Here is a 19,726-nt window from a genome sequence, read left to right as displayed (position 1 = left end):
CCTTCCTTCTCAATATAACGCTTACGAGGTTAGCTGTCGGATTCGGGCCTATGAGTAGCCCTACCTTTTTCAAGGATTCACCCCATTGAATTATGCACTAATCCATTAAAACGGGTCCCCCGCACCATGCGGTCTCAGCGATTTAGAAAATTGAAACTGTGGATTATAATACTCCTTTATTTTCAAAAAGTAAACAAAAATTTTAAAAACGAAAAAATTTAAAATGATTGCGCATAATCCACCGCTAAACATGCATAATGAATACTAAAAAATCCACAAAGGAGACCCATATGTCTAAAGAAAAGAAGCCACTTTTTTCCGATTCATATTTAGATACAGTAGCAAATGAAATTAATCAGTTATATGGTAACCGTGAAAAAGAGAGAAACACGACAAAAAGAACTGAAAGAAACGAGTAGATTGTCAAAAATGAACATAAAAAAGGATAGCAACGTATTTATATTTTGCTATCCTTTCCCTTTTTTCATACTATTAAAATTGTACTTTTTTTTCGCTTAAGATCGTTTCTTCATATACCTTTAAATTTTGATATACACCGCCTAATAAAGGCACATTTATAGAAAATTGCTCCGCTAATTCCAATAAGTATCCTTGCAAATGTTTCCCTTCAACGAGCGAACCTTTTTCCATATCACGCTGCATAGAGGACTTCATATCATAAGAAATTTTATCAATTGTTTTCATATGTTCCTCAACAATATTATCCTTAACTGGAGCTCCAAATGCCCTCATAATTTGCATAGATTCCTCAAATACATTTCGGATAAATTCACGTCCACCTTCACTTTCACGAATCGGCCCTATTGGCGCACGCATTAATGTTGTCACTCCTGACATTACGGTGATAAATAAATATTTGTGCCACATGTCCTGCAAAATATTTTCACTTAAAATAAAACTAGCTTTCGTACCCGCAAATACTTTCGAAATACGTTGCATCCTCTCTGAATCTTGAGGCTTAATTTCCCCAAATACAAGTCTGTTTGCAGCACTAGTTTGTACGACATCCCCTTCGCTATTTAATGTCGTTTCAATAAAGCATAAACCACCAATCACCTTTTCCTCACCAAACTCTTTTTGTAATAGTGATAAATGAGCCATACCATTCAATAATGGGATTATGACTGTATTCTCACCTACAAATGATTTCAAATCTACTATTGCCTCTTTTAGGTGATATGCTTTTGTTGAAAATAAAATCACATCAAATGGAGCAGTGATATCTTCTTTCGTTATTAATTTCGGTTGAAATGAAAAGTCTCCATTAACGCTTCGAATAACAAGACCTTTTTCCTCTAATTGTTGTTTCCGTCTACTACGAACGAGAAAAGTAACATCTTCTCCCTTCTCTACTAGTCGTCCACCAAAAAATCCACCAACGCCTCCAGCTCCTAATACTAAAATGCGCATATTACATCCCCCTTTTCAAAACATGATAATACTACTTTTAGTATACATAATATTGTACATGTCCCCTAATGAATAAGATGAATTTTCATTCTTAATCGAGCGAAAAACAGTGGTTATTTTTAAGAGGATTTGGGCATGTTGTTTCTATAGCTTATATTGAAAGGAAACTATGTAAATGGAGGCAATACAAACAATCGAAGAAAAATATGTATCAACAGCTATTTTTCAATTTATTTTCCCATTTTCGTTCAAAAGTGGATATGAACAAAATATGTTCCCTTTCTTACAAAAAAATGATTTCCGGCCCTTTCGACTCGATCATCTCGAAGATGAAAATACATATTACGGGGAGTTTCATGTTTCACATCAAAATATGGAAGCATACTATCTTTCATTTACGAATAAAATTCTCTTTCCTCATTCTGAGCATCAAAAAGGATTACAGCGCTATTCTAAAGATCTCAATTTAAACGGACATTTAACAACAAATCTAATCTCTGTCCCGTTCACAGTGCACTCAATCGATGTAACATTATGCCCTTATGAACTTGGGTTCCTAACAATTCGAACTGAAGTTAACATCTCTCCAAATATGACACTATCAGACGCAATAGAATTCGCTACACGATTCCGTGTACTTGAAACGAGAAATGAAACGGACGAAAACATTTGTATAACATGCGATGGGAAAAAATATTCCCAAGTTGAAAAATTCATTTTCGGTTATTTATTTAACGGCTTAACAGATTTTTTTGAAAAGAAAAGATTAAGAAGTTCTTACTTTCAAACTTTTCCTTTCTTTGAAGACCAAAGAATGTACGTGCAAACTTTGTTATCGCTAAAAGAAAATATGGAACTTAACGTTATTGATGTTTATCGTACTTCCAGTCTTTCTGGATTATCAAGTAATGGTAAACCATATGTAAGTGCGAACAATCTCCCTTATATTAATGATTACTTAAAACAGCACGCCTATCAAAGGTGGGCTCCTAATCGTTATTTCATAATGGAAGAACATATTTTCACATGTATTACGAACGAAGATGATAATAAAATAGCTAAACTTGCTAGCCAAATGTATGGGGAATATTATTACGCTTTATTATTAAATTTATTTCATAAAATTGTATTATTAAAAATGGCAAACGCTTATGCTGAACTAAATATTGAACAGGATACAAATGAGATAGAGAAGTTAATTTACTCTATCAATTCGTTTACAGCTAATTATTTTTCTTTAGAATTAGTATCTCAGTCACAAAGTGAAGATATTTTCTTTCGTTTAAGAAAGCTTTTCAATATTGAAATACTGTTCACGAATGCGAAACAAAATCTTGATAGTTTGTTTAAATATCAAGAAAATGTTGCCTCTAAAAAAGATAGCCTTTTATTATTAATTTTAACCCTCTACTCTGTAGTGGGCCAAATGCTAGGGTTTACTATGATTGACCTTTTAAAAAACACTGATTCAAATCATATATCTTCACCCCTAGAATATTTTGCTCTTTTAATCGCATTTAGCGGCATAGTCATTTCACTTATTTTAGGTGTGCAAGGTTTATACCAATGGGCTATACAACATAGGAATCGTAAAGCATGGGTAAAACAAACTGTATTGTCTGCTGTGAAAGAGAAAGAGGATAAGAATTAAAGACTCTTGGCTCCAAAAGATGATTTTTCAATTTTGTAATGCGTGCCGTACGTTAGTAAATGAAATTTTTATCGGTGATTTTTCGAATATATTAACGATTTTTAAGATATATCGATTGGCCGACAAAAACTGACAATAGCTATATATAATAAAAAAGAGGCTATTCCAAAATGAACTTTGGAATAGCCTCTTTTTTTATTACACTAATTCTGCTTACTTCCCTGCTTCGATTTGCTCTAATGCAGCAGCTACTTGCTCTTCTGTTAATTCGTGTTGTGCTACATAACGATTACGTGGGTGCACACGACATTCATGAGAACATGCACGTAAATGTTTTGCTTCATTTTCTTCAGAACATAAAATTTTCTTGTTACATTCTGGATTTGCACAGTTTACATAGCGCTCACACGGTTCACCCGTAAAGTGATCTTTACCTACAATAACGTGCTCTTTTCGGTTTACTGGTACAGAGATACGCTCATCAAATACGTAACATTGACCATCCCAAAGTTCACCTTGTACTTCTGGATCTTTTCCGTAAGTTACAATTCCGCCGTGAAGCTGACCTACATCTTCATAACCTTCTCGAACTAACCAACCAGAAAACTTCTCACAACGAATTCCGCCTGTACAGTACGTTAAAATCTTTTTACCTTCAAGTGTTTCTTTATTTTCTCTAATCCAATCTGGTAATTCACGGAATGATTCAATATCAGGTTTAATTGCACCTTTGAAGTGTCCTAAATCAAACTCATAATCATTTCGTGCATCAATGATAACTGTATCATCTTGTTTCATTGCCTCATAGAAATCTTTTGGCTCTAAATATTTCCCAGTTATTTCTTTCGGATTAATGTCATCTTCTAGACGAAGTGTAACTAACTCCGGTCGAGGACGCACGTGCATTTTCTTGAACGCATGCTCATCTTCTTCATCTACTTTAAACACGATTCCATCAAAGCGTGGGTCGTTCTTCATTGCTTCCATGTATTTCTCTGTTTGTTCAACAGTTCCCGAACAAGTTCCGTTAATTCCTTCTGTTGCTACAAGAATTCTTCCTTTTAATTCAAGTGAATTACAAAATTCTAAATGCTCAGCAGCGAATTCTTCTGGGTTTTCAATTGTTGTATACATGTAATACAGTAATACTCTATATGGTTTTGTAGTTGCCAATGTATTTCTACCACCTATCTAAATTTTAAAATCATGTATAAGTTAACGTTCATATCAAAACATATATAATAAGAAAAAGTTTACATAGTCAGCACATTTTCTTCTATTTACAATTTTTTCTATAAGTTAACAGAAATAAAAACAAGATTACAGAACAAAACACTACGGTTATGTTGTAATCCCAATATATTATATATCATACAATTTCATTTCCATCAATTAATATGCTGTAATATAGGCTTTATGTTCACATAAATTTCAAAAACAACCCTTTAATTTATTATCTTCCCCCTTATTCAGCAACCATAAACTCCCAAAATATTTTTACATCGTTACACCATTCATTGCATGCAGTCATATAATTTGCATTAAGGAAACTTTTATGTTCAAATGAAATTGCCACATAATATATTTAAATGTATTGAAATAATGAGCAAGAATAAATACAATAATTTCATCAAGTTAAGATTTCAAAGGGGAAAACTACTATGAATAAAGATATAACAAAAGATGAACAAGTCCCTTCTCAAAGTACAACAGTTCAATCAGCCCATTTAGTGTTAAGCGGACAAACAAAAGGCTTTAAAAGACTGTTACCATTCTTAGGGCCTGCTTTCATCGCATCAGTTGCCTATATTGATCCCGGGAACTTCGCTACAAATATCGCGGCTGGATCACAATATGGGTATTTATTACTTTGGGTAATACTCGCTTCTAATTTAATGGCTGTATTAATTCAAACATTATCAGCTAAATTAGGAATCGCTACTGGGAGAAACCTTCCTGAAGTAGCTCGCGAAAACTTCCCCAAACCAGTTTCCATTGGTTTATGGATTCAAGGGGAACTCGTTATTATGGCTACAGATTTAGCTGAATTTATTGGGGCAGCACTCGGCTTATACTTACTATTTGGAATTCCGATGTTACCAGCTGCTTTAATTACAGCGGTTGGGTCATTTATTATTCTTGAATTTCAACGCAGAGGCTTTCGTCCATTAGAAGCTATTATTACAGGAATGATTTTTATCGTTGTTATCGCTTTTGGTGTCCAAGTCTTTTACGCAAAACCGGAATTAGGCCCTCTTCTTTCAGGACTATTTACTCCAAAATTCCAAGGTGTGGATAGCATCTTATTAGCGGCTGGAATTTTAGGCGCAACCGTAATGCCGCACGCAATATATTTACACTCGGCCTTAACGCAGCGCCGCGTAGTCGGAACAAATGATGAACAAAAGAAAAAGATTTTCCGCTTCGAATTCATCGACATTATTATTGCAATGGTTATCGCAGGAGCAATTAATGCAAGTATGCTAATTGTTGCTGCTGCACTATTCTTTAAAAACGGTCTACATGTTGAGGATTTAGATGTTGCATTTAATCAATTTAGTCATTTAGTCGGCCCTGTATCCGCTGCTTTATTTGGAATCGGACTCTTATCAGCCGGATTATCTAGCTCTTCGGTCGGTACAATGTCAGGTGATATTATTATGCAAGGATTCATTCGAATGCATATTCCGTTATATTTACGCCGATTTATAACAATGATTCCACCTCTCGCTATTATCGCTTTAGGTGTAAACCCAACTTACGCTCTCGTAATGAGCCAAGTTGTCTTATCGTTCGGTATTGCCTTTGCATTAGTACCACTTATTATGTTTACAAGTAATAAGAAGATTATGGGCGCACTCGTTAACCATCGCATTACAACATTCATTGCATGGATAATCGCTGCACTCGTTATTGTTTTAAACATTTTCTTACTGTATCAAACATTTGCAGGATAACGAAAGAAGAAGGCTGTCCCAAAGATTGTTTTAGAGACAGCCTTCTCTTATTAATTTTAAATTTTATTGTTAAATTAATATTTTTTTCGACTCATTATTGTATCTTCTATTTACATGCTACACTGTTCTTTCAACAAACTTTTTAAACTCTTTCTCTTCCTCAATAAACGGAAAATGACTACTGTATTCAAATGTCGACAATATTGCATTTGGCATAAGTTCCGCCACTTCAATTGCACATTCATGTGGACACTGTGCATCATAAATTCCAGCGTAAATATGAGCCTCTATATATACACTCTCTAATTGTGGACGTAAATCAAATGTAGGTAACTCCTTGTAAGAAAAGTAATCAAGACGTTTTGATATTGTTTTACCGCTATTTGGTCTAGTTATCATTTCGTCATATGCTGATTCATTATACAAAGACATCATTGTCCACTCTTTACTTACCGTACGCCTCTCGTCAATTGTAGAAGCTGTGTCCCTGAGCACTGCAAATATTTCTTTTAAACGAGCATTTTGATTGTTCTCTCTACAATAAATACTATTTTTGTGATTCATATACTCAGCTGATGCACATAACCCACCAGCTATAATTTTCACAAGATTCTCTGGACACATTACCGCATACTGTAAAGCAAGCATCCCGCCTGTTGAATGACCTGCATACGTCCATTCTTTAATATTTAACGCTTCACGTATTGCCTCTAAATCACGTACAGAATCTACTATTCCTAGATTAAATTCAGTTGTGTCGTGTGTAGAATTTCCACACCCCCTTAAATTTATAAGGTACACTGTGTAAAGATTCGTAAATGCAGAGGCAAATAAGTTGCCATTGCTATTAAACTCACTGTATAAATGTGTTACACAAAGTGGTTTTCCTTCTCCCTTTTTAAAATACTCAAATTCCCCTCTATCAGTTTCAACGTAATGCTTCTCCCACATCAGCGCTTCCCCCTAATTCCATTTTATATATTCGCCTCTTTCCGGCATCACTGCACCTTTTTCAGTTCGAAAATAAAGTGGCAATCCTTCCGTAAAAAACATACTCGTCTTGGATGGATCCTGTCTTTGATGATGGATATGTAAATGTGGTTCACTTGAACTTCCCGAGTTACCAACTTGAGCAATGACTTCCCCTTCGCTTACATGTTGTCCTTCACGCACTTTGATGGAATCTCTCTTTAAATGTGCAATAAACAAATATGTCCCTGTTTCATCTAACTGTAAATAAATATGATTACCAGCCATTGATTCAAAATCATCTGTCCCTGGAACTAAATCTCTTTCATCATTTTGAGTTGATACGACTGTTCCTGAAGCTGGCGCTACTACTTCTGCCCCATATATTCCGTAATCCTCTAACTTAATACTCTTCACTTCAGCAGGCGGAATAAGAATATCATATGCCCATCGTTCATTTGGTTTTATCACATGATAATTCGTATCAAGCCGATCACCACCCCATCCTATTAGCGCTCGTTGATGCAATGGAAAACGGACTACTACTTTTGGAGTCATGGAATCTACTTCTGCCGGATAAGCAATCCTCCCCATTCCACCAAACCACCCCGCGGGCCAAGCCCCAATAAAAGAAAAAAGAATAATAAAAATCATCACTTTATCTATACATTTTCTAAAGGCCATTTCCCATACAACAATGATCAATGAGCCCAGTAAAATAACGATAGAAAACAAGCTGAAAATTTGTATGCTCCACCAAGCAAAAACTGATACAACACCATTAGCTAAATAAATTAAACTCCAACTTGTAATTAAAACAACAACTAAAATTATTAATATGAATTTCTTCCACATGCTGTATCCCTACTCTCATATCTTTATTCTCCATGATACGAAGTAAAATTTACGACATATGAAAGAAATACTTACGACTTTCTTACGTTTTATTATATTGTGATAAAGTAACAGTAAAAACTGTTTCTTCATCGTTACTACGCACCGCTATATCCCCTTTATGAAGATGTGCTATGCTCTTCGCAATCGCAAGTCCCATTCCTTTTCCACCCGTATGAGAGCTACGTGATTTTTCACCACGGTAAAACTTTTCAAAAACGTAAGGAAGATTCTCCTTTGGAATGCGTTGCCCAAAATTTTTAATTTCTATTTCAACATTCATTTCTCTTTTTGAAATTCGAATCAAAATTTTCTTTCCATCTTTCCCGTACATAATGCTATTACTAATTACATTTTCCAATAGTCTCACTATAAGTGCTACATCAACTTCCACATGTAGCTCCTCATCACTTTTAATATAAAAGCTCATATTGGCATCATCTAATTGTGGTACAAAATCAATCATAATTTGTTCAATTAATGCTTTCATATTTATTACATCTTTATGTAATTCTTTTTCTCTATAATTTATTTGACAGTATTCTAGCAAATCATCTACCTGACTTTTTAATTCATAGCTCTTTCGCTTTAATACACTTACATATTGTTCACATTCTTCTATATTTGAATGAAGCTTATTTCCTAATAGATCAGCATAACCTATTAAAGATGTTACAGGCGTTCGTAAGTCATGCGAAATATTACTAATCATTTCATTTTTCATTTCCTGTGATTTTTTTTCATTCTCAATAGACTCTTTTAAACTTTGGGCCATTCTATTAACATTCGTCGCTAATTCACCAATCTCATCGCTTTTCGAAATAGGTATATGTATTTCCAAATTACCATTGCTTATTTCCTTCACACACTGGTTAATCTCATTCAATCTTTTTATAGTTGTTTTTGTCAGTAATGCAAAATATATAGTGGTTAAAAGAAGAAAAACTATAAAATAAAGAAATGAATATCTTTCCTCTAGCGCGATAACATCACTATATATACTTCCAAATAAAATTTGAACTAATATGATACTTACCGTAGCAAACAAAATACTACATATGAATGCGAAAAAGAATTTAGCTCTAATTCCTTGTAATAATTTAATCTCCAATTTTATATCCGACTCCCCAAACATTTTGTATAAACTTCGGCTCTTTTGGATTGCCCTCAATTTTATTTCTTAACCTAGCAATATGAACCATTACCGTATTATTACTTTCATGAGCCCTTTCATTCCAAACACTTTCATATATTTCTTCAATTGTGAAAACACGATTTCTTGCAGCTGCCATTAACTGCAATATATCATATTCAGTTTTCGTAAGATTAATTGCCTGTCCATATAGCATCACTGCTCTCGACACTTCATCTATTTCTAAACCTCTAATGTTTATTTTCTTTTCAATTACTTGAACAGTATTTTGATTAAAATATGTATATCTTCTTAATTGAGCTTTCACCCTTGCAATAAATTCAATTGTACTAAATGGCTTTACGATATAATCATCTGCTCCTGTACTTAATCCGATTACTTTATCTACATCTGATGATTTTGCACTTAAAAACATAATCGGAATACTATGCGTCTCCCTTATCCTTCTACACAATTCAATCCCATCCATTTGAGGCATCATAACATCAAGAATAGCAAGTTGAATATTATTATTATTCAATATCTCTAATGCCTCTTCTCCGTTGTCAGCACTAAAAACCGTAAAACCTTCTTGCTTTAAATTTACATTTATGAATCGAATAATATCTCGATCATCGTCTACGATTAAAATTGAGTTTTTCTCCATATATAAACCTCTTTTTGAAATATATTCCACAATTAAGTTTAACATAAATTAAAATCGCCACTACACCTTGAATAATCTTTATTTTCAGATTAAATTATATAATAACAAATACATTCTATTTTCATATGAAAAGGAGCGAAGACATGTTTCCTCTATTAAAAACCGATCGACTCATTTTGCGAGAACTTACCGAAGAAGATGCGACAGGTATATTACATTGCTTTTCTAATACTGAAGTATTGCGGTATTATGGCCAAAAACCATTAGAGAATGTAGATCAAGTAAAACAAATCATTAATAATTTTAAGTTGAGTTACAATGCAAGAAACGGCATAAAATGGGGAATCGAATTAAAAAACAAGAAAGGAATCATTGGAACAATTGGTTTTCATGATTGGTCTTCTGAGCATAAACGAGCAAATATAAGTTATGCCTTTTTCCCTGAACACTGGGGAAATGGATATGCTACTGAGGCAGTGTCTGAAGTTATATCATACGGTTTCCACACGCTTCATTTAAAACGGATTGGGGCAATTGTATTTCTTGAAAATGAAGCTTCAAATAAAGTGCTATTAAAATTAGGGTTTGAAAAAGAAGGGGTTCTAAAAAACTATATGTATCAAAATGATATCCCATATGATACGAATTTTTATTCTTTATTAAAATCGGTTTAATAGAAATTATGTGTAAAAAAAGAAACCTGACTTTTAAAAGTCAGGTTTCTTTTTTAGAATAAATAATTTTACTTATTAGCGATATAAGCATTCTTATAAGTATAAACACCACCAAATTGATGCTTATCAATTCCTTTTACATAATCCTTTTGTACATAAGCTGAACCAATATGATAAAGCGGTGCTATCGCAGCGTCTTCTAATACGATACGTTCAGCTTCTTGCAACGCTTCCCATCTTTTTGTCTGATCTAGTACAAAATCATTTTCAGCTTTTTTTATTAGCTCATCGTAATGAGGATTGGAGTAACTCATTTTATTATTTGGATTGCTTGTCGTAAATGGCTCTAAATAACTAATAGGGTCTTTATAATCTGGTCCCCAAATTACCATAGATATATCGTACTCACCTGTTTGTTCTAATTGCAACTTTTGTTTAAATGGCTGTTGTTTAATTTGTATCGTTAATCCTTGCAAGTTCTTTTCTAAATCACCTTTTATATATTCCGCCATACGTTTTGCGTTATCTTGTTCAAACGTTAAGAACTCCATTGTTACCTGTTCTACCCCAAGTTCTTTTTTCGCTTCTTCCCAAATACTTTTTGCTCTTGGTAAATCATATGGAGAAATATCTCCATTTTCTTTTCTGAAATCTTTACCTGTCTCTTCATTTTTGTGACCTTCTGGTACGAGTCCATTCGCAGACTTCGCCCCATTATTAATAAAATGAGCGACAAAATCTTCTTTATTTAACGCTAAGGAAATAGATTGACGAACTTTTTTATTTGCTAACGCTTTATTTTTTTCATTAAATCGAAGCATCGCAATTCCAGGATCGCTCGACATATGCAATTCTTTTTTCCCTTTATACTTGTCTACAAATTGTGAATTAATAGCTACGCGATCAAGATTACTAGCTTCATATAAATTTACAGCTGTCATTGTATCTTTTACAATTTGAAAGTTTATTTCATCTAATTTCACTTTCTTTTTATCCCAATATGTATTATTTTTCTTTAATTGAAATTCTTGTTCATGCTTCCATTTCTCTAACACGAATGGACCATTATATATGAGATTACTAGGCTCAAGTCCATAATTTTGCCCTTGTTCTTTCAAAAATGATTCCTGCTGCGGTAAGTATATCGGTAGCGCTAGCAACTGTAAAAAATACGGAGTCGGCTGTTCTAGTTCAACTTCTAACGTATAATCATCTACTACTTTTACCCCAAGTTCATTAAGAGGAATTGCTCCCTTATTTATCTCTTTCGCATTTTTTATATAAAACAGCATGTACGCATATTGAGACGCTGTTTCATGGCTTACCGCTCGTCTCCACGCAAACATAAAATCATTTGCTGTTACTGGGTCTCCATTTGACCACTTTGCATCTTTACGCAAATCAAATATATATTTTTTACCATCTTCACTTCTTTCAAACGATTTTGCTACAGCGGGAATAGGATTATCTTGATCATCTAGTACATATAACCCTTCAAATATGTTTTGCATAACGTGCGCTGATGTACCATCCATCGTTTTCGCAGTATCAAGAGAAGGAATTTCTTCTGATACTGTTAGATTTAACACTTGTTTTTGAGCCTCTGTATTACTTTTATTAGCTTTATTAGTACAAGCTGTTAAAAATAAAGATGTAACAAGTGCCATTACCATTAAACGGCTCTTTTTTCGCTTCATAAATTGCTCTCCTTAAAAATAAAATATTATAAAACGTTATATATTATAGCAGAAATATCAATAGAAAGATGCGACATTACATTGAATATTTATTCGTTCAACAAAAAAAGCTACCCTATTCTATTTCCTAGAAAGGATAGCTTTCTCAACGTACATTTAAATACCTATCTTTGTAAACCTCGTTTATAACGACTCGCTTCAAATATTATACGCTCTTCATCTAATGTTTTACATTCACCGTTCCAAACGACACGCTTTCCGTTAATTATTACATCACTTATATCTTTTCCACTTGCTGCATATACAAGATGTGATAACACTTCATCTGCTGGTTGTAAATGCGGCTTATTAGATGGATCAATTGTAATAAAATCGGCACACTTTCCAGGCTCAAGTGATCCTGTTTGTTTCATCCCAATTACTTCAGCTGCTCCTTTCATCGCAAGAGAAAGAGCTGTTTCAACTGGTAATGCCGTTGCATCTTGATGAATACCTTTTTGTAATAAAGTCGCAATACGCATTTCTTCAAACATGTCTAAATTATTGTTAGACGCAACACTATCTGTAGCAATTCCTACTTTAATCCCAGCTTCTAGCATCGCTTTTACATTCGCTATACCAGAGCCTAGTTTTAAATTACTATTCGGATTATGAGCTACCCGAACATCATGTTCTGCCAAGAAAGCACGCTCATTTTCATTTAAAACAACGCCATGTGCAATGACTGTTGGTCGCTTAAATAACCCGCAGCTTGCCGCATATTCTACTGGACGTTTCCCGTATTTTGCTTCAATATCATGTACTTCACGCTCCGTTTCAGAAAGGTGAATATGAACCATAGTTTGATTTTCTACTGCAATACGTGCACACTCTTCTAACATTTCTGTAGAGCATGTATATGGACTATGCGGTGCAACCATCGTAGTTAACATACCACTTTCCTTATAATAGCGCTTCACATATTTCTCAGCCTCTTCAATCGCTTTCTTTTCATCTTCTTTCGTTCCGAAGCTGAACAAAGTTCTTGAAACAGCAGCTCGCATTCCGCTTTTTGATACCGTTTCCATAATTGCATCTTGGTCTACTCCAATTGGGTTAAACATATCAGAGAATGTTGTCGTACCACTTTTCACCATTTCAAGTAACCCTAATTCCGTACTAGCAACGGCAAGTTCCGGAGTAAATTGACCTTCTAAAGGCCAAATTCTCGTCTCTAGCCACGGCTGTAATAACATATCATCTCCGATACCTCTTAAAAGACTCATAACAACATGTGTATGTGTATTTACAAGCCCTGGTAAAATCCACTTTCCTTTCATGTCTATTACTTCATTCACTTCATAATAAGAAGGGATTTCTCCACTATTCACTTCTATAATTCGATCATCTTCTACAATGATATATCCGTTTTCTAACACTTCATTTTGTTCATTTAACGTTACAATCGCAGCGCTTACATAAGCTGTTTTCAAAAGTATTTCCCCTTTCAACTCTATGTAGTTCCCTTTAATTAGTTACCACCATTATAGTAACTTATTAGAGATTAAGAGTCAAAAGATAATTTTAATTCTTTAGCTATCTTTTCCTTCAAACTGTCATATTGTATTTCATTCGTATCTGCAAATGCTTCTTCACGACTCGACTTAATGTCCATATATTTTAATTTTTCATGAAATTGGCTCCACGTAAGATCATGTCTTTTCTCATCTACCATATTGTAAAAATGCCACACTTCTCCTATCTTCGTCTTTTTTATCTCTCCCCCGCATAATTCTTGAACAATAAGGGCCGTTACACCACATTGTCCCTTTGCTGGGTTTTCGCTCGTCCACTTAGAACTCGTTTCTATTGACCAAGATTTTCTTAATGCTTCATATATTTGTTTAATCTTTATGCTATCCATTTTCAGCATCCCCTGACATCGGTAGTTTTACACATCGTATTGTAAAAGAGGTAAAAGACGATTTTTATACACTGTTGATGGTGTCTCACCGATTAACTTTGCCCCCATTTTCAAATAAAACCCTTTCGCATTTGGGTCACTATCAATCGTAAAGCTGTTTAGCCTTAGTTCATTTGCTTTTTCTATAACAAAATTCCAAAGTATTTTTCCGTATCCTTTTCCTTTATAACAAGGGTGGATGTATAGGAAATCGAGAGCATTTTCATTACATAAAAATGAGAAAAATCCAATCTTTGTATTATTATTTTCTAAAACATATACAAAATTTTTTTTTATGTAATCCTCTGAAATCGTTAAATCTTCCTTACAAGCTAAAATAAATTCTTCACTATAATCCCATGTAGCTTTTGAATGTAGTGCGAGTTTACTTAATTCATTTGCTTCACTTAATAAAGCTTCTCTTATCTTCATGATTCTTTTTCCTCACCTTCGATATGTAAACTACTAAAATGATTCGGAAAGTAATTCAAAAAACCTTTTATTTTCATAGATTAGAAATCAACTTGCTAATCTATGTATCTACACTATTAACATCGACTCTTGCTAATAAAATAGCCTCATATATAGAAAATATTTTTTAAAATTATTTAATTTACCTTCGCTCCATAACATCTCGCAACTGCAACCGCCTGCGCTATATCTAATTTCACGTTTTTTAAATCAAAAGCTTTAAAATCAATTCTATCCACTACAGCTCCTCTTAAATCTGCACCGCTAAGTTTTACTTTGCCTAATTGTGCGCCCGTTAAATCCGCCTCACGCAAATCTGCTTTTTCTAAATTACATTCATATAAGTCAGCTTCAATTAAACGAATACCCTTTAGAATTTGTTTACTTAAGTTCGCAAACCTTAAATTCGTATATGACCAATCGCCTGATATAATTGTTATTCCGTCTAAATTAGCCTCTTCGAAATCAGAACCAGTCATTTTACATTCTTCAAACTTAGATACAAATAAATTCGCACCAAAAAACCTACAATTAGCAAACGTAGTTCCTTGATGGATAGAAGCATTAAAAAGAGTACCAGTAAAATCACATTCTATAAAATTACAATTTTGAGTAAAAACTTCTGATGCATCTATCCCTCTAAAACGGCATTTTATGAAGGTGCAATTTTTCAATTCCTCTTCTTTTATCCAAACATCTTGAAAATCTATTTCTACATATTCTTTATTTACAAATTCACTCATAATCAATCCTCCAATTTCTCAAAAAACCTCACTTCAGCATGAAGTGAGGTTTCTTCTTATACAATATGCTCTTCTAACCATGAAATCAAATCTTGAAATACATCTTCTCTATTCACTTCATGGAACATTTCATGTCTACCATTTTCATATAAACGAAGTGTTACATCTTTCACACCGCATTTTTTATAGTTTTCATATACTTCTTTTACACCTTTCCCCATATCCCCAACAGGATCACGATCTCCAGAGAAAATATGTATTGGAAGATTTTTCGGAGTCTTCTCATATTCTTCTAATCTATTTACTTCAAGTACACCATGAAATAATTCTCGATAAAAGCTCGTCGTACAAATGAATCCACAGAATGGATCAGCAATATATTTATCAACTTGACTTATATCTGAAGATAGCCAATCAAATTTCGTACGATTCGGCTTAAAGTGTGAGTTGAAATTTCCGAAAGATAAGAAGTTTAGCATCGGACTTTTCGTTTTTGCTCCGCGTAGTTTCATCTCAATTGTCGCTACTTTATGACCAATGACGCCTAAAAACCCTGGATTCCCCCCAGTTCCTGAAATAAGAAATCCATCATATAGTTCGCCTTTAAGTTGGACAGCTCGTCTTGATAAAAAAGAACCCATACTATGTCCAAGTAAAAACAGTGGACATTTCTGTTCTTTTTTTATCGTTTCCGATACAAAAAGAACATCAGACACAGCCTGATTCCAGCCTATATCTGGCTCAAAATGACCATAGTCCTCTTCTCTTATCACTGTTTTCCCATGTCCTTTATGATCATGAGCATAAACACCGTATCCTGCTTCTAATAAAGCATCAATAAATTCTGTATACACACCTGCATGTTCTGTCATACCATGTGCAATTTGAACAATCCCCCGCAGATTGTCTTCTGGTAACCACTTGCGTAAATAAATTTCCGATTCATCCAATGCCGTAACGAAATTTTCCTGTATGTTCATTTCGACACCTCCCAAATCTATTATGTATATTTTCTTTTAATATGAATATGCATTCATTATTCTTATTATGTATTATATGCAATTGCTTTCATTATGACAAATGATCTATTTTTCCGATTACATTCTAAACTATTACCTTGACGAACCAACAATAAAATTATATAGTTACTTACATAAAGTAATTATCATATTTTTAGGAGGTTTCAATTATGATGCCATCATTATTTTTAGCACATGGTTCACCAATGCTTGCTATTCAAGATACAGACTATACACGATTTTTAAAAAAACTTGGAGAAACATATAAACCGAAAGCAATTGCTATTTTCACCGCTCACTGGGAAAGTGAAGTATTGACGATTTCTTCTTCAGATGACGAATATGAAACAATTTATGATTTCGGTGGATTCCCTCCCGAGTTATATGAAATACAATATCGAGCTAAAGGTTCTTCCCACATTGCAACTATGCTGGAAGCGAAATTTAAAGACAAAGGAATTCCAGTCCATAAAAATACGACGAGAGGTTTAGATCACGGCTCATGGACACTCCTACATCGTATGTATCCAGAAGCAAATATTCCTGTCGTACAAATATCAGTAAATCCTTTCCTTCCTGCAAAAGAGCAATTTGAAATTGGAGAGGCACTAAAAGGACTTGGACAAGAAGATATTTTAGTAATTGGCAGCGGTGTTACCGTTCATAATTTACGAGCACTCAAATGGAATGAAACAACACCTGAAAAGTGGGCAATTGAATTTGATGATTGGATTATAAATCATATGCAGACTAATGATAAAGATACATTGTTTAATTGGGAAAAGAATGCTCCTCATGCACAATTAGCTGTGCCAAGAGCAGAACATTTCGTTCCTTTATTTATCGCAATGGGAAGCGGTGAAAATAAAGGAACCGTCATTCACCGTAGCTACGAGCTCGGTACGTTAAGCTATCTTTGTCTTCAATTTTAATGAAAAAGGATGAAGCGTATATTGCTTCATCCTTTTCCTTTTTTCATTCACCTTGTTAACTAACTTCCAAATGTTGCTTCTCTGATAATTCCGCGTTCTTACTATGAAAATATACCCAAATACACGCAATAAATAAAAGTGATGATGTAGAGAAGAAAACATATTGGAAGCCTGCATGAGCTGCAATTTGCCCACCAAGTACTGGCCCAATCATATTTCCTAAAAACTGAAACGACTGATTATATCCAAATATTCGTCCCGTTACATGGGTTGGTGTATGTTGTTTTAGTAGAGTTTGTACGGAAGGTAATAATCCTGCTTGTGCAATACCTAATAAAAAACGAAGTATTAATAGTTGCCAAGCTGAGGTTACAAATGCTTGCGGGATAAAAATAATTCCTGCAGCAAACAACGCTACAACTAAAGTTTTTTGAGGTCCAATATGATCTGATAATCTTCCTAGCTTAGGAGCTGCCAAAATAACTGCTAATCCTGTCGCAGACATGACTGCACCTGCAATCATTTCAATATGATTTGTTCCTGGTCCTGCCAAATGCTTTACGTACAACGTAATAATAGGTTGAATTGACATATTTGCAAGCTGAATAATAAACGTTGCCACAAATAAACTTATTATTAAATGTTTTGCTGGGACCATCGTCCATACTTTTTTCGGTTGTGCCTTTTTTGCTTTAGCAGAGTGATTCTCTTCATGTAAGAAGAAAAAGACGATGAGAAAGGAAAGGAATAAGAAAGCTCCTGTTACTAGAAAGACATGGCGCATTCCGATTAACTCAGATAAATAACCTCCAAGTATTGGCCCAAGTAATGAACCACTCACGCCTCCAGTTGAAATTGTAGAAATTGCCCAACCTGAATGTTCTTGCGGAGTTTCTGCTGCAATAAATGTCATCGCTGTAGAAAGGAAACCTGATACCGCTCCCATTAAAAACCGAAGTGCGACTAATTGATACACATCTGTCACAAACCCCATAAGCGTCATAATTATCGCCATACCAAGACTCGCACGAATAAGCATCAATTTCCGTCCATGTATATCACCAAGCTTTCCCCATATCGGTGATACGATCGCCCCCATTAAAAATGTTACACCAAATGCAAGTCCCGACCACTGTGCAATACTAGAAGTGCCAGTCACTCCTAGTTCCTCAATATAAAAAGATAAAAAAGGAATTACTAAACTCATACCGGCTGCAGTGGTAAAACAACCTAGCCAACAAATCATTAAATTTCGTTTCCAGCTGGCCATTTTCACACCTTCTTTCATTCGATACCCATTCTACACCGTTTCCTGGAAAAAGTTTAGTAATTTGCTTTATATATTATAAAACCCTATAACTCGCGCTATTTTTGTATAGAAAACAAGTTTTTGTAACAGAATCAATCTTTTTCAAAAATACTCCCTGTGTTCCTATACTATTTTCTCCATATAAAACCACCTTCCTTTGCATTGTAGCAAAGGAAGGTGGTTAATTATCCCCTACAGGTATTAAACGTGCATTGCAGCATCGCTCATAAAACTCAATCGGACCTGCTTGTCCTATAATTGCATACTCATATCCGCTTTTCTTCATTTACATAATATCGTTGTAGTAATGATATTTCTGCTAAAAAATCCATACCCATCTTGTGAAATAAATACATATATAACTCGCCACACACTCCTGTACCTTCCTTACAAGCACCTATGAATAAATGAACAGGATGAATAATACCTTTATTACACCCAGCCTCTCCTACTGCAATCTCCAATATTTTGTGTACACGTTTTGTGAATTGGGTTTGCTCCATATATATCACTTTCCTTAACAATTTTATATCAAACCGTATCCATATATAATAGAAACAATTACTCCAACTACTAATATACCTGGAAGTAAATTTGCTACTTTAATTTTAATAAATCCAAGTAAGTTTAATCCAATTGCAAAAATCATAATACCGCCCGTTGCTGTCATTTCAACTATAAATTGATTCATTAACTTCTCTGGTACAAAACTATTAATTTGCGTTGCGAAGATTGCTATTGCTCCCTCATATAAGATAACTGGAATCGCTGAAAATACTACGCCAATTCCAAGAGTTGTCGTCAATATAATAGAAATGAACCCATCGATAATCGCCTTCGTAAATAAAACATCGTGATTCCCGCGAATACCACTATCCAATGCACCAAGTATCCCCATCGCGCCAATTGCAAAAATAAGAGTAGCTGTTACAAAACCTTCTGATATACTTCCTTTACCTTTCGATCCAACTTTATTTTCTAGCCAATCTCCTAAACATTTTAACCTTTCTTCTAATTGTAGCCATTCCCCCATTACCGCTCCAATCACTAAACTTAAAATCACAACGAGAAAATTTTCACTCTTCAATGCCATTTGGAGTCCCAGTACCGTGACCGCTAAACCAATTGCGTGCATAATCGTTCCTTTCATACTTTCTGGAATATTACTAAATAATTTACCAAGTAAAGTACCAACTATAATACAAACCCCATTTACAACTGCTCCTAATATAACCATT

Annotated in this window: 19 protein-coding genes, 1 pseudogene and 1 riboswitch; of the genes and pseudogenes, 5 read left to right on the top strand and 15 right to left on the bottom strand. The window is 34.3% G+C overall.

What is annotated here, in order from left to right:
- Positions 1 to 3: 3 nt before the first annotated feature.
- Positions 4 to 150: riboswitch (cyclic di-AMP (ydaO/yuaA leader) on the bottom strand.
- Positions 151 to 290: 140 nt separating this feature from the next.
- Entirely contained in the window at positions 291 to 419 is a 129-nt protein-coding gene (locus MR109_RS30040; protein WP_048375881.1) for a hypothetical protein, read from the top strand.
- A gap of 73 nt (positions 420 to 492) precedes the next feature.
- Here MR109_RS30040 and panE read toward each other — a convergent pair whose 3' ends face one another.
- Positions 493 to 1,431, bottom strand: a complete 939-nt coding sequence (gene panE, locus MR109_RS10050; protein WP_242271948.1) for a 2-dehydropantoate 2-reductase — start codon at positions 1,429 to 1,431, stop codon at positions 493 to 495.
- A gap of 175 nt (positions 1,432 to 1,606) precedes the next feature.
- On the opposite strand from panE, the gene MR109_RS10045 reads away from it, so the two are divergent.
- Positions 1,607 to 3,082, top strand: a complete 1,476-nt coding sequence (locus tag MR109_RS10045; protein ID WP_071720679.1) for a hypothetical protein — start codon at positions 1,607 to 1,609, stop codon at positions 3,080 to 3,082.
- Positions 3,083 to 3,295: 213 nt separating this feature from the next.
- Here the strand turns inward: MR109_RS10045 and trhO are convergent, their stop codons facing one another.
- A complete protein-coding gene (gene trhO / locus MR109_RS10040; RefSeq protein ID WP_071720681.1) occupies positions 3,296 to 4,255 on the bottom strand; it encodes an oxygen-dependent tRNA uridine(34) hydroxylase TrhO in 960 nt (319 codons plus the stop codon).
- 488 nt (positions 4,256 to 4,743) lie between these two features.
- On the opposite strand from trhO, the gene MR109_RS10035 reads away from it, so the two are divergent.
- Complete coding sequence (locus MR109_RS10035; RefSeq protein WP_242271946.1) at positions 4,744 to 6,039, top strand: Nramp family divalent metal transporter; 1,296 nt, start codon at positions 4,744 to 4,746, stop codon at positions 6,037 to 6,039.
- Positions 6,040 to 6,156: 117 nt separating this feature from the next.
- Here the strand turns inward: MR109_RS10035 and MR109_RS10030 are convergent, their stop codons facing one another.
- From MR109_RS10030 to MR109_RS10015, 4 genes are all read right to left on the bottom strand, one after another.
- The gene (locus MR109_RS10030; protein WP_242271945.1) at positions 6,157 to 6,990 is read right to left on the bottom strand and encodes an alpha/beta fold hydrolase; all 834 of its coding nucleotides are present in this window, start codon (positions 6,988 to 6,990) and stop codon (positions 6,157 to 6,159) included.
- Between the two features lie 12 nt (positions 6,991 to 7,002).
- The gene (locus MR109_RS10025) at positions 7,003 to 7,863 is read right to left on the bottom strand and encodes a M23 family metallopeptidase (protein ID WP_242271944.1); all 861 of its coding nucleotides are present in this window, start codon (positions 7,861 to 7,863) and stop codon (positions 7,003 to 7,005) included.
- 82 nt (positions 7,864 to 7,945) lie between these two features.
- Entirely contained in the window at positions 7,946 to 9,037 is a 1,092-nt protein-coding gene (locus MR109_RS10020) for a sensor histidine kinase (protein ID WP_242271943.1), read from the bottom strand.
- Positions 9,003 to 9,701 (bottom strand): response regulator transcription factor, encoded by a 699-nt coding sequence (locus MR109_RS10015; protein ID WP_242271942.1) that lies wholly within the window; start codon positions 9,699 to 9,701, stop codon positions 9,003 to 9,005. The genes MR109_RS10020 and MR109_RS10015 overlap by 35 nt, the downstream gene beginning before the upstream one ends.
- Before the next feature lie 143 nt (positions 9,702 to 9,844).
- Between MR109_RS10015 and MR109_RS10010 the strand changes: the two genes are divergently transcribed.
- A complete protein-coding gene (locus MR109_RS10010) occupies positions 9,845 to 10,375 on the top strand; it encodes a GNAT family N-acetyltransferase (protein WP_071720690.1) in 531 nt (176 codons plus the stop codon).
- 68 nt (positions 10,376 to 10,443) lie between these two features.
- Here the strand turns inward: MR109_RS10010 and MR109_RS10005 are convergent, their stop codons facing one another.
- The 6 genes from MR109_RS10005 to MR109_RS09980 form a co-directional block, all read right to left on the bottom strand.
- Positions 10,444 to 12,072, bottom strand: a complete 1,629-nt coding sequence (locus tag MR109_RS10005) for a peptide ABC transporter substrate-binding protein (protein ID WP_242271941.1) — start codon at positions 12,070 to 12,072, stop codon at positions 10,444 to 10,446.
- A 164-nt stretch (positions 12,073 to 12,236) separates the two neighbouring features.
- Entirely contained in the window at positions 12,237 to 13,562 is a 1,326-nt protein-coding gene (locus MR109_RS10000) for a bifunctional S-methyl-5'-thioadenosine deaminase/S-adenosylhomocysteine deaminase (RefSeq protein ID WP_242271940.1), read from the bottom strand.
- A 53-nt stretch (positions 13,563 to 13,615) separates the two neighbouring features.
- The gene (locus tag MR109_RS09995) at positions 13,616 to 13,975 is read right to left on the bottom strand and encodes a YunG family protein (protein ID WP_242271938.1); all 360 of its coding nucleotides are present in this window, start codon (positions 13,973 to 13,975) and stop codon (positions 13,616 to 13,618) included.
- 27 nt (positions 13,976 to 14,002) lie between these two features.
- Positions 14,003 to 14,446 (bottom strand): GNAT family N-acetyltransferase, encoded by a 444-nt coding sequence (locus tag MR109_RS09990; RefSeq protein ID WP_048375940.1) that lies wholly within the window; start codon positions 14,444 to 14,446, stop codon positions 14,003 to 14,005.
- Positions 14,447 to 14,622: 176 nt separating this feature from the next.
- Positions 14,623 to 15,228: a pentapeptide repeat-containing protein gene (locus MR109_RS09985; protein WP_048375939.1), complete on the bottom strand. Its 606-nt coding sequence runs from the start codon at positions 15,226 to 15,228 to the stop codon at positions 14,623 to 14,625.
- A gap of 56 nt (positions 15,229 to 15,284) precedes the next feature.
- Entirely contained in the window at positions 15,285 to 16,208 is a 924-nt protein-coding gene (locus tag MR109_RS09980; protein ID WP_242271937.1) for an alpha/beta hydrolase, read from the bottom strand.
- Between the two features lie 209 nt (positions 16,209 to 16,417).
- Between MR109_RS09980 and MR109_RS09975 the strand changes: the two genes are divergently transcribed.
- Complete coding sequence (locus tag MR109_RS09975) at positions 16,418 to 17,179, top strand: DODA-type extradiol aromatic ring-opening family dioxygenase (protein WP_242271936.1); 762 nt, start codon at positions 16,418 to 16,420, stop codon at positions 17,177 to 17,179.
- 55 nt (positions 17,180 to 17,234) lie between these two features.
- Here MR109_RS09975 and MR109_RS09970 read toward each other — a convergent pair whose 3' ends face one another.
- The 3 genes and pseudogenes from MR109_RS09970 to MR109_RS09960 all read right to left on the bottom strand — a co-directional run bounded on the left by MR109_RS09970 (position 17,235) and on the right by MR109_RS09960 (position 19,725).
- Complete coding sequence (locus tag MR109_RS09970) at positions 17,235 to 18,449, bottom strand: multidrug efflux MFS transporter (RefSeq protein ID WP_002171367.1); 1,215 nt, start codon at positions 18,447 to 18,449, stop codon at positions 17,235 to 17,237.
- Between the two features lie 320 nt (positions 18,450 to 18,769).
- Positions 18,770 to 18,991 (bottom strand): annotated as a pseudogene (locus tag MR109_RS09965) (GNAT family N-acetyltransferase); the annotation flags it as partial.
- A gap of 23 nt (positions 18,992 to 19,014) precedes the next feature.
- A complete protein-coding gene (locus MR109_RS09960) occupies positions 19,015 to 19,725 on the bottom strand; it encodes a DUF554 domain-containing protein (protein WP_025150624.1) in 711 nt (236 codons plus the stop codon).
- Between the last annotated feature and the right edge of the window lies 1 nt (position 19,726).

Source organism: Bacillus cereus group sp. BfR-BA-01310 (genome assembly GCF_022664325.1).
GTDB classification, from domain to species: domain Bacteria; phylum Bacillota; class Bacilli; order Bacillales; family Bacillaceae_G; genus Bacillus_A; species Bacillus_A paramycoides.
Note: the sequence above shows the minus strand (reverse complement) of the source record. Positions and strands in the feature narration are given on the sequence as shown.